Below are 11,170 nucleotides of genomic sequence, written 5' to 3' on the forward strand. Positions count from 1 at the left end.
GAAAAGGTAGATAAATATGATGGGTAAACTGGGACTTTGCTTTAATACTCCCCCTCCGGCTATGCGCAACGTAGCGTTGGCCGCAATTCTGATAGGAATTTCATTTCTGGCGCATTCTCAGGACAAGGCCGACGTTATTTTGTATAACGGCAAGTTGATTACCATGGATGAACAACAACCCAATGCGCAGGCGCTGGCGGTAAAAGGGCGGCATATTATTGCGGTGGGTAATAATGAAACGGTGAAAAAATGGTCCGGACCGAACACGAAGGAAATTAATCTTACGGGGCAAACTGTTATTCCGGGGTTAATTGATGCGCATCTGCATGGCATTCGGGGGGGAAGGACATTTTTATTTGAAACCTACTGGTTTGATACTAAAAATTTACCCGATGCGTTAAATAAACTGTCGCAATCTGCGGCAAAGAAAGACGCTGAGCAATGGGTAGCGGTGGCGGGTTCATGGATACCGGAACAATTTGCTGAAAAGCGGGATCCGACGGTTCAGGAACTGAATCAGGCGCTGCCTCATCATCCTGCATATATACAAAGCCTTTATGACTATGCGCTGTTAAATCAAAAGGCTATCGAGACCCTAAAACTTAATAGTCCACAGCCGGATGTTCCGGCAGGGATCGTGATAGAACGCGATGATAAAGGGCTGGCAACGGGGAAATTGCGCGGGACCATTGGCAGTTTTAACCAGCTTTTCGCCCAGATTAGCCAGACTGGCGATGTGGAAAAGAACCTTAACGCCTTTGTACGTTATTTAAATAAACGCGGCGTGGTCGGGTTTATCGATCCTTCTGCCGGGCATGAGCAAGCTTATCGTGATTTCTTTAAACTTCAGCAGCAGCAACCTCTCAGGATACGCGTTGGATATCGTTTATCCGCACCGCCTGGTAATGAAACGGAATGGTTTAAACAACGCCTGGCGTTTCGCCCGGCAATGCATGATGACGGCAGAATAGCCTTTCTGGGCTTCGGTGAAAGCCTGGTGATGGCAATGAATGATGGCGTGCGGATGTCATCTGGGTTCACATCCCCAGCAGAGTCCCAACAAGAACAATTAAAGGTGCTTCAGCTTGCCGCCAAAGAAGGTGTTGCCGTTGAAATACATGCTTATACCGATGACAGTGCGGATGCGATTTTAGATGTCATTAGCGAGGTGGCTAAATCGCATGATATTGCGCCGTTGCGCTGGTCTATTGCGCATCTTAATACCGGTACGCCCGAAACGATTGCCCGCATGAAGAAACTCGGTTTAGCCTACTCTGTCCAGATGGGGCCATATTTTGAATCTCCCGCCATTGAACGCGCAAATGGTAAAACGGTGGCGGCGCTATCATCGCCAGTGCAACCCGCGTTAGAGCAGGGGGTAATCGTTGCCGGCGGTACAGATGCGACGCGGATTGGCGTTGCGGGAGTGTGGCATGCCATTGAATATCATGTCACAGGTAAAGCGCTCGACGGCTCAGTACGCCATGACACCCGCCAGTTAAGTCGGGAAGATGCGTTAAAAATGTATACCCGAAATGCCGCCTGGCTGGCTTTTGCTGAGCAGCAAAGAGGAAGTTTGCAAGCAGGTAAGCTCGCCGATTTTGCGGTGCTGAATCAAGATATTATGGCTATTGCGCCAGACAAGCTGCATCAAACGGAATCGTTATTAACGTTTGTCGATGGCCAACAGGTTTATCCGGAGCAATAAACGCGCTAAAAGAAAACGGCCCTGCAAAGGGCCGTGGATCCCGCCAAACTAGTTATCAGGCAAATATCGTCATCAGATAGGCGACAAATAGCGCCAGATGCGCGGCGCCGTTAAGCACATTGGTTCGTCCGGTGGAGAAAGAGATGTGGCACAGTACCAGCGACGAGACCATGACAATCATCTCTGGCGCGCCCAAAGCAAACACCAAATCATTTCCTGTTGCCCACGCTATCAGCGTCACTACCGGTACGGTGAGTGAAATAGTGGCTAATACTGAACCGAAGAACAAATTCATCGCCCGCTGTACCTGATTGTTCAGCACCGCTTTCAGCGCCCCCAGCCCTTCAGGCGAGAGGATCAACAGCGCCACCAGGAAACCGGTAAATGCCACGGGCGCATTGAGTTCAGTCAGCAAGGTTTCCAGTGGACTGGCGTTCATCTTGGTGACGGCGATAACAGCGATCAGGTGAATGATGAGCCAGGCGGCGTGCCATATATTGCTGTGCGCTGACGGCTTACCGTGATGCGGATCGTCGTCGTCACCCTCATCTTCATGCTCGTAAATGAACAGGCTCTGGTGCGTTTTTGTTTGAATCAACAAGAAGACGCCGTACATTGCCGCAGAAATGAGCGCCACCAGTAGCGCCTGCGCAGTAGTAAAATTGGCTCCCGGTAACGCCATTGGAAACACCAGCACAATAATGGCCAGTGGAAACAGGGCGATTAAATACTGCTTAATACCAAACAGGTTCATATACTGAGTGGCAAATTTGCGGCCGCCCAGCAGTAATGAAAAACCGACTAAACCGCCGGTGACGATCATAATGATCGAATACAGCGTGTCGCGCATTAGCGTAGGCGCGGCATCGCCGGTCGCCATTAATGCGGAAATTAAACTGACTTCAAGAATAACAACTGACAGACTGAGAATCAGCGAGCCGTAGGGTTCGCCAAGTCGATGTGCTAATACGTCCGCATGACGGACAACGCTGAATGCGCTGCTTAATATACCAACAAGGGCCAGCGCATTAATACCGATGACCACTGGTAGTGACTGACTGCTCCCCCATAAGAACAGTACTACCAGTGCCAAAATCGGGAAGACGAGAGAGGTCTCCTTGTGGCGGGTTTTTACCGCCTCATGTAGTTGTGTCATTAAGTTAATTCTCCATCTCTGCAGGTATTTATAATTATAAAAGTATTAAAGAATGTAAAAAATAACAGAAAAAGCGGTTTTGTAGGTGACATTTTACGAAATTTTACCGCATCGCTTATTTTCCATCTCTAAGTGGCCAAAAACAAATGTCTTGTTTATAGAGTATTTAATTAACAGAAAGTTAGATGAAGAAGTAATTTAAAAATGTTCATTATTGGCGCATCGCAGCATTGTTAACCACACTTAAGGTTTAGCCCAAAAAGAGGAGTTCACAATGCCCTATAAATCTAAAAGCGATCTGCCTGACAGCGTACAGCATGTTCTGCCATCCCATGCTCAGGACATCTATAAAGAAGCCTTTAACAGCGCCTGGGAACAGTATAAAGATAAATCTGACCGTCGCGATGATGCCACTCGCGAAGAGACAGCGCACAAGGTGGCGTGGGCGGCGGTGAAAAATGATTATCAAAAAGGTGATGATGATAAATGGCATAAAAAGACGTAACGGTATCAATTATAATGCCTTTATAAACTAGCCTGAGTCATCCGTTAGCGAATCGTGCTACGCCGCGCCGTTACTGGCTTGCAAGCGAGCGATGAATTGCCTATTGTCCAGCTATTGGTTTCAAAATGAGCAGTAAAAATGCCCGGAAGGCGTCAAAAAAGTTGTCGCAGGGAAGCTGCAGTGGCGGAGGTGTAAGGTGTTAACGCGTGATTTTTTATTGAATGCCGACTGTAAGACGGCGTTTGGCGCTATTGAAGAATCACTACTCTGGTCAGCGGAACAACGGGCAGCCTCACTGGCCGCCACGCTTGCTTGCCGACCAGATGATGGACCGGTGTGGATCTTCGGTTATGGATCGTTGATGTGGAACCCGGCCTTAGAATTTGAAGAGTCCTGTACCGGAACATTGGTCGGTTGGCACCGTGCATTTTGCCTGCGTCTGACGGCGGGGCGAGGAACGGCCTGTCAGCCGGGACGGATGCTGGCCCTGAAAGAGGGTGGACGCACTACCGGTGTGGCTTATCGCTTACCAGACGCATCGCTGGAGCAAGAGCTTTCTCTGCTGTGGAAGCGTGAAATGATCACCGGTTGCTACCTGCCGACCTGGTGTCAGTTGGCGCTGGATGACGGACGGACGGTAAACGCGCTGGTCTTTATTATGGATCCGCGCCATCCGCTGTTTGAGTCGGATACACGCGCGCAGGTGATAGCGCCGCTTATCGCTGCGGCCAGCGGACCTTTAGGCACTAATGCCCAGTATCTGTTCTCGCTGGAACAAGAACTGGTGAAGCTGGGAATGCAGGATGATTGTCTTAACGATCTGGTGATTACGGTCAAACGATTGTTGGGAGAGAACCTGCCGGAAGGGATTATACGACCAGGTTTTGCATAGCGTCGGCGGAGTGTTGTGTGCCCGACAGCCAGGTGCTTATCGGGCATTTCACGATTACGCTGCAATAAAACTTATCGAATGCTCAAGCGACTGACTGTGGCTGTCGATCAGCACGTTCCAGACGCCGGTATAAGGTACGGTCAACCATGCGTTATCACGGTCCTGCACGCTTAAGATGTCGGACTGCGTGTCTTTGACGTGATTTTTCTCGCTCATCAGATGGATGTGACAGCGCTCGGAACAGCGCACAACCACCGTATCGCCACCAAATAACTTTAAACTCGCCTTCACTAATGCCATTTTTCACCCCGTTCTTGAAAACAACGTACTTTCTGTCGAAAGTGCTGCGTGATGTTGTTCACATTTCACTCATTGCATAACACCAAAGGGGGAGCAACAGAATGCTGATTTTGATCAAAAAATGGCATAACGATTAAACAAAAGTGACAAAATTCCTCAAGACGGTTGAAAGGGCGTGCTAACGTTCAACGAAACCGCGCCCATCTAAGATAAAATCCGGAAATTTCCGGCACTTTCAGTGCGCGTGCCTGTAAGGCGCTGTCAGAAGGTCAATACTTTATCTGCATCCAGCGTCCATTGCGCCAGTTCTGGCATCGTGCCCACGGCGACGCCATCAATTAAAGGCAGGTCGGTGATCCCACGGCCATCAGTGCAGGTTTTGCACAGTTTTACCGGAACGTTTTGCGCTGTCAGGATCTCCAGCATTTGCTGAATATTGTATCCTTCCGCCGGTTTCTGACCGCGTAATCCCGCCGTAACCGCATCCGACATTAAAAACAGACGCAGATCGAGACAGGCTTCTTGTTCACGCAAGGCGATGGCCAGACGCAGGCTGTTAAATAACGATTCGCTTCCATAGGCCGCACCGTTCGCGACGATCACTATCTTTTGCATTTTGACTCCTGTTGTCGGATGGGAGGGATAATTCCTGGCGTGTATGGTACTCCCTGTACCAGATATCGAAAAGAAAGCATGTGGCTACCCCTGATTATTCGGGTCAGAAAATCCCGAAAACGGGGATAAAGGCTGCAATTAATTGCTGAAGACGTTATGGTTTAGGTTAAGTGTGCCTGATTAATTGATGTAAGAAATAACTAACGATTTGAGCCGTATTATTTATTTCCCTCTCGCCGTATTTGCACTCTTGCCACTGGCAGGGGGTACTGCCAGCGCACAATCCTCTTTTATTCACCAGGCTGAAAACCCATTCGATAACAATAGCGATGGCTTGCCCGAGCTCGGTATGGCGCCGGAATCGCGGGCAGGCGAAAAGCATTTCGCCGAAATGGTGAAAGCATTCGGTGAAGCCAGTATGACCGATAACGGCCTTGATACCGGCGAGCAGGCGAAGCAGTTCGCGTTTGGTCAGGTACGTGACACGGTCAGCGAACAGGTGAATCAACAACTGGAATCCTGGCTCTCTCCCTGGGGAAATGCCAGCGTCGGGTTGCAGGTTGATAAAGAGGGCAGCTTTACCGGCAGCCGGGGAAGTTGGTTTATTCCGTGGCAGGACAATCAGCGCTATCTTACCTGGAGCCAGTTAGGCTTAACGCAACAGGATGAGGGCTTAGTCAGCAATGCGGGAATTGGGCAGCGCTGGGTACATGACGGATGGCTACTGGGTTACAACACGTTTTATGACAATCTGTTGGATGAAAATCTGCCCCGGGGCGGCTTAGGTGCAGAAGCGTGGGGCGAGTATTTACGTTTATCCGCTAACTACTACCAGCCGTTTTCCTCCTGGCAGAATCGTTCCACCACACAGGAACAACGGATGGCCCGCGGCTACGACCTTACCGCGCAAATGCGGATGCCGTTCTATCAACATCTCAATACCAGCGTCAGCGTTGAACAGTATTTTGGCGACCGGGTGGATCTGTTTCATTCAGGAACCGGGTATCACAATCCGGTAGCGGTGAACCTCGGGCTGAGCTATACGCCGGTGCCGCTGATTACGATGACTGCGCAGCATAAGCAGGGTGAAAATGGCGTCAGTCAGAATAACCTCGGATTAACGCTGAATTATCGTTTCGGCGTTCCGTTAAAAAAACAGCTGATGGTCAGCGAAGTGGCAAACAGCCGCTCGCTGCGCGGCAGTCGTTATGACGATCCGCAGCGGAATAGTTTGCCGACGCTGGAGTATCGGCAGCATAAAACCCTGTCGGTATTTTTGGCCACGCCGCCCTGGGATCTCAAGCCGGGAGAAACGGTGGCGCTGAAGGTACAAGTGCGCAGCCTGCATGGGATTCGCCACCTTGCATGGCAGGGCGATACTCAGGCGCTGAGCTTAACCGCTGGCAGCAGTACCCGCAGCGCACAGGGCTGGACGATTATTATGCCGAAGTGGGACAGTAGAGAAGGGGCGACAAACCGCTGGCGGCTGTCGGTAGTGGTAGAAGATGAACTGGGCCAGCGTGTCTCTTCCAATGAGATCACGCTATCACTGACCGAACCGTTTATCAGCGTTTCGGCAAATGATCCTCGTTAACCATGATGCACGACTTCGTTATCAGAAAATGCGTTCCTGATGCACCCAAACCGCGGCTTCTACGCGTGATTTGAGCTTCATTTTCTTCAGCATATGCTTCACATGAACTTTAACCGTGCTTTCGGTGATGTCAAGACGGCGGGCAATCATCTTGTTGGGCAGGCCCTGGGCGATAAGCTTGAGAATATCGCGCTCGCGCGGCGTCAACTGGGTGACATCACGGTCGGACGTTGCGCGGTTGGCGCGCAGGCTGGCGGCCAGAACCGGCGTTAAGGCTTCGCTCAGTACCATTTCACCGGCGGCGGCCTGTTGTAATGCTTTCAGTAAATCTTCCGGCTCCATATCTTTCAGCAGGTAACCATCCGCGCCGCGTTTCAGTGCGGTAACGACATCTTCTTCATGATTGGACACGCTAAACACCACGATGCGGCCAGACAGGGACTTTTCACGCAGCTTGTCGAGGGTTTCCAGACCGTTCATGCCGGGCATGTTGAGATCAAGCAGGATCAGATCGGGATCAAGAGATTCAGCCAGCTCGATACCCTGTTCGCCATTGCTGGCTTCACCGACAACGGTGATATCCTGCGCCATGCTGACAAGCTGTTTTACACCGGTTCGCAGCATCGGATGATCGTCGATCAACAGGATGGTTGCCGGTTCCAGATTACTCATGGGTATCTCCTTGGACTTCTGTGAAGTTTGTTTCGGGAATAAAAGTGACAGTAACTTCAGTACCGCCTGTCTCACGACGGCGTACTCGGCAATCGCCGCGCAAGCTCTGCGCACGGTCGCGCATTATTATCATGCCGTAGTGGTTACTGCGTTCGGCGTTTTTCGGTACGCCGCAGCCGTTATCTTGTACTGTGAGTTTGATCTGTTTGCCATTTTGCACCACCGTCACGACGACTTCATCAGCATGGGAGTGCTTCAGGGCGTTGCTCAGGGCTTCACGAGCAATTTGTAATAAGTGAATCGCCTGATGCGAAGGGACCAGGCGTGGCGGCAACTGATAGTCCAGCTTAACCGTAAAACCAAAGCGGGCGCTGTATTCCTGACAACTGGCTTCCAGCGCGGGTCGCAATCCGGGTTCAGTGAGCTGTAAACGGAAGGTCGTTAACAGCTCACGCAGTTGCGCCCACGAGGCGTTCAGTTCATTACGAATCTGGCTAAGCAGTTCGCGGCTATTCTCGGGCAGCGCATCGCCCTGCATCTGCAAACAGCTAACCTGCATCTTCATACATGAAAGCGATTGTGCAATAGAATCATGGAGTTCGCGCGCAATGGTGGCACGCTCTTCCATCACGATCAACTGCTGCTGGCGCTCCTGATGTCTGTCGAGCGCCAGCGTCGCGGTCAGTTGCTCAACCAGGGTATCGACCAGTTGTTGCTGATCGTGGCTGAGATGGCGTCCGTTCGGCAACGTAGCGAGCAGGATACCATACTGGGTATGTGCGTCGGTCAGCCGCCATTTCAGCGTGATACCACCGTCTATCGCGGGCAACGTACCGCGTGGGCACAGATGACATCCTTTCTCATCGCAACTGACATTGGACTGACAGGTAAATTCCTGATGATTATCTTCATCCTCCAGATCATAAACCCGCAGCTCAATATCATGTAGCAGGGTCAAATTCTGCAGGCCGTTCAGCACCGGAGAGAGGCGTTCGCACAACGGCACCTGAGAATGCAGGCGGCGGTTGGCTTGCCACAGAAAAGAGAGGATCTGATTTTTATGCTCCAGTCCGGCCGTTTTCTCTTGCACCCGCTGTTCCAGTACCGCATAACTTTCAGCCAGCTCTTCCGACATATTATTCAGCGCCGAGCCCAGAGCCGCCATCTCATTACGCCCGCTGATATGCGCACGTTGGGTAAAATCACGTTGGCTGACGGCTCGCGCCATCGCCAATAGCTGTTTCCATGGTTCCAGCAGACGTACGCGTAGCCAGATAATGGTGAAGACCAGCAGTAAGGCCATAAATGCCGCCATCAGGCGATGTAGCAGGACGACGCGTTCAATGCGTAATTCGGTGGTATGGTCGAAGGCGGTAACCAGCTTATCCAATCCAACAACAAAGCGCGTTACATCTTGCGCTACCGCATCAGGCGTTTGCGCGTGGGCAAGCCCTGGCGCCAGCTCAGTGTGCCAGTAATCCTGTAATGCTTTTAACTGCGCCTGTTGTCCATCGCGCTGTGCGGCCCGCGTTAACTCTGGACTAAACGCCGTTTTCTCCATTTCATCCAGTAGCGGTTGATCGTCGGCTTCCAGGGGTACCGCCGCCAGCAGACGATAACTCTGCATACGCAGCGAGCCGGCTTTGTTAATTGCATGGGCGCTACCCTGAACGCCCTGAACCAGCCAACCGGAGACAGCCATGCCTGCCACGCCGATGGCAGTAGACAATAAAACAATCAGCGCCACCTGGTTGACCAGCGTAAGCGGGGAGAGACAACGTTTAAACATGGTGACTTGTTCCTTCGGGTCTTCGTAGAACAGAAACCCTTTTGAATAACGGTTCTGCTGCAGGCAGTGGCGTTATTCTCGGCGATACACTGGAGTATACCCATACCTCAAACGGGCTACCTCTTAATTGCCAGTCAAGGGGGAGGTCATGGGTCGGGGGGAGTAGAAGACGACAGAAGCGTGAAAAACCACATCTTTTTTACCGAAGTAATGTACTCATTTAGGGTGATGATAAATTTTAGGCATGAATAATGACACCTTTTCCTTTGATTTATATCAACTTACCTCCAGCTGTAAACCCTAAGGTTGCAGGCATCGAAACAAGTATCAGAGGTGTCTATGAGTCACTCATCTGCCCCGGAAAGGGCATCTGGAGCTGTAATTACAGAATGGCGGCCGGAAGATCCTGTCTTCTGGCAACAGCGTGGTCAACGAATCGCCAGCCGTAACCTGTGGATTTCCGTCCCTTGCTTGCTGCTGGCGTTTTGCGTGTGGATGTTATTTAGCGCCGTGGCGGTGAACTTACCGAAAGTCGGCTTTAATTTCACCACGGAGCAATTGTTCATGTTGACGGCGTTGCCGTCGGTTTCCGGCGCGCTGCTGCGTGTGCCGTACTCCTTTATGGTTCCCCTGTTTGGTGGACGCCGCTGGACGGCATTCAGCACCGGTATCCTGATCGTCCCATGCGTATGGTTAGGTTTTGCGGTGCAGGATACCACCACGCCATTTAGTACCTTTATTATTATCTCCTTACTGTGCGGTTTTGCTGGTGCGAACTTTGCATCAAGCATGGCGAATATCAGCTTCTTCTTTCCAAAACAAAAGCAGGGCGGTGCGCTGGGTCTGAACGGTGGTCTGGGCAACATGGGGGTCAGCGTAATGCAGTTGGTTGCTCCGCTGGTGGTCTCACTGTCAATCTTCGCTGCATTTGGTAGCCAGGGCGTTGAGCAACCGGATGGCACGCAGTTGTATCTGGCAAACGCCGCATGGATTTGGGTTCCGTTCCTCGCTGTGCTGACGCTGGCTGCATGGTTTGGTATGAACGAACTGGCAACCTCAAAAGCGTCTCTGAAAGCGCAATTGCCGGTGCTAAAGCGCGGGCACCTGTGGATCATGAGCCTGTTGTATCTGGCAACCTTCGGGTCATTTATCGGCTTCTCAGCCGGTTTCGCGATGCTGTCAAAAACGCAGTTTCCTGAGGTACAGATCCTGCATTACGCCTTCTTTGGCCCGCTGATTGGCGCGCTGGCGCGCTCAGCTGGCGGTGCAATTTCTGACCGCCTGGGCGGAACTCGCGTGACGCTGGTGAACTTCGTGCTGATGGCTCTCTTCAGTGCCTTGCTGTTCCTGACGCTGCCAACCAATGGCGTAGGGGGCAACTTTACCGCTTTCTTCGCGGTGTTCCTGGCACTGTTCCTGACGGCCGGTCTGGGCAGTGGTTCAACCTTCCAGATGATCTCCGTTATCTTCCGCAAGCTGACGATGGACAGAGTGATAGCGGAAGGCGGGTCAGAAGAGAAGGCGATGCGTGAAGCGGCAACCGACACTGCGGCTGCGCTCGGTTTTATCTCTGCCATTGGCGCGATTGGCGGCTTCTTTATCCCCAAAGCATTTGGTACTTCCCTGGCGTTAACGGGCTCACCTGTTGATGCGATGAAAGTCTTTGTGATCTTCTATGTCGCCTGCGTGGTTATCACTTGGGCGGTGTACGGACGTCATTCTAAAAAGTAAAAAAGTGGTATACACAAAATCATTCGAATTGCGTCAAGGCGGCAAGTGAGAAATCCCCAGGAGCTTACTGTAGTAAGTGACTGGGGAGAACGAGCGCAGCCAACGCAGAGGCAGTTTGAAGGATGAAGTGTAGGTTGATTATCCATTGCGCGGCGTTAGACCGCGCTTTTTTTTGCCTGCTATTAGTTACAACATACTCTTGTGTTGT

Annotated in this window: 10 protein-coding genes; 5 read left to right on the plus strand and 5 right to left on the minus strand. The window is 51.5% G+C overall.

Translation table 11 applies throughout. The features are described from left to right. Positions 1 to 16: 16 nt before the first annotated feature. On the plus strand, positions 17 to 1,708 hold the full coding sequence (locus tag M4I31_RS10430) for an amidohydrolase (RefSeq protein WP_085048085.1): 1,692 nt from the start codon (positions 17 to 19) through the stop codon (positions 1,706 to 1,708). 55 nt (positions 1,709 to 1,763) lie between these two features. Here M4I31_RS10430 and chaA read toward each other — a convergent pair whose 3' ends face one another. Next, on the minus strand, positions 1,764 to 2,864 hold the full coding sequence (gene chaA / locus M4I31_RS10435; protein ID WP_038641137.1) for a sodium-potassium/proton antiporter ChaA: 1,101 nt from the start codon (positions 2,862 to 2,864) through the stop codon (positions 1,764 to 1,766). 274 nt (positions 2,865 to 3,138) lie between these two features. Between chaA and chaB the strand changes: the two genes are divergently transcribed. Together chaB and M4I31_RS10445 are read left to right on the plus strand one after the other, a co-directional pair. Then, positions 3,139 to 3,369 (plus strand): putative cation transport regulator ChaB, encoded by a 231-nt coding sequence (gene chaB / locus M4I31_RS10440; protein WP_038641135.1) that lies wholly within the window; start codon positions 3,139 to 3,141, stop codon positions 3,367 to 3,369. Positions 3,370 to 3,565: 196 nt separating this feature from the next. Next, positions 3,566 to 4,261, plus strand: a complete 696-nt coding sequence (locus tag M4I31_RS10445; RefSeq protein ID WP_038641133.1) for a gamma-glutamylcyclotransferase — start codon at positions 3,566 to 3,568, stop codon at positions 4,259 to 4,261. Positions 4,262 to 4,315: 54 nt separating this feature from the next. Here M4I31_RS10445 and M4I31_RS10450 read toward each other — a convergent pair whose 3' ends face one another. Both M4I31_RS10450 and M4I31_RS10455 read right to left on the minus strand, forming a co-directional pair. Next, on the minus strand, positions 4,316 to 4,561 hold the full coding sequence (locus tag M4I31_RS10450) for a DUF1883 domain-containing protein (RefSeq protein WP_038641131.1): 246 nt from the start codon (positions 4,559 to 4,561) through the stop codon (positions 4,316 to 4,318). 261 nt (positions 4,562 to 4,822) lie between these two features. Continuing rightward, the gene (locus M4I31_RS10455; RefSeq protein WP_085048086.1) at positions 4,823 to 5,176 is read right to left on the minus strand and encodes a DsrE/DsrF/TusD sulfur relay family protein; all 354 of its coding nucleotides are present in this window, start codon (positions 5,174 to 5,176) and stop codon (positions 4,823 to 4,825) included. Between the two features lie 208 nt (positions 5,177 to 5,384). Between M4I31_RS10455 and M4I31_RS10460 the strand changes: the two genes are divergently transcribed. Continuing rightward, positions 5,385 to 6,770 carry a YchO/YchP family invasin gene (locus tag M4I31_RS10460; protein ID WP_085048087.1) on the plus strand — a complete coding sequence of 462 codons (1,386 nt, stop codon included), beginning with the start codon at positions 5,385 to 5,387 and terminating at the stop codon, positions 6,768 to 6,770. 21 nt (positions 6,771 to 6,791) lie between these two features. Here the strand turns inward: M4I31_RS10460 and narL are convergent, their stop codons facing one another. Beyond that, a complete protein-coding gene (gene narL / locus M4I31_RS10465) occupies positions 6,792 to 7,442 on the minus strand; it encodes a two-component system response regulator NarL (RefSeq protein WP_038641125.1) in 651 nt (216 codons plus the stop codon). Continuing rightward, positions 7,435 to 9,231, minus strand: coding sequence for a nitrate/nitrite two-component system sensor histidine kinase NarX (narX, locus tag M4I31_RS10470; RefSeq protein WP_085048088.1), 1,797 nt, complete (start codon positions 9,229 to 9,231; stop codon positions 7,435 to 7,437). The genes narL and narX overlap by 8 nt, the downstream gene beginning before the upstream one ends. Before the next feature lie 339 nt (positions 9,232 to 9,570). On the opposite strand from narX, the gene M4I31_RS10475 reads away from it, so the two are divergent. Further along, on the plus strand, positions 9,571 to 10,962 hold the full coding sequence (locus M4I31_RS10475; protein ID WP_085048089.1) for a NarK family nitrate/nitrite MFS transporter: 1,392 nt from the start codon (positions 9,571 to 9,573) through the stop codon (positions 10,960 to 10,962). Positions 10,963 to 11,170 lie beyond the last annotated feature (208 nt).

Source organism: Citrobacter sp. XT1-2-2 (assembly GCF_023516235.1).
In the GTDB taxonomy this organism is placed as follows: domain Bacteria; phylum Pseudomonadota; class Gammaproteobacteria; order Enterobacterales; family Enterobacteriaceae; genus Citrobacter; species Citrobacter werkmanii.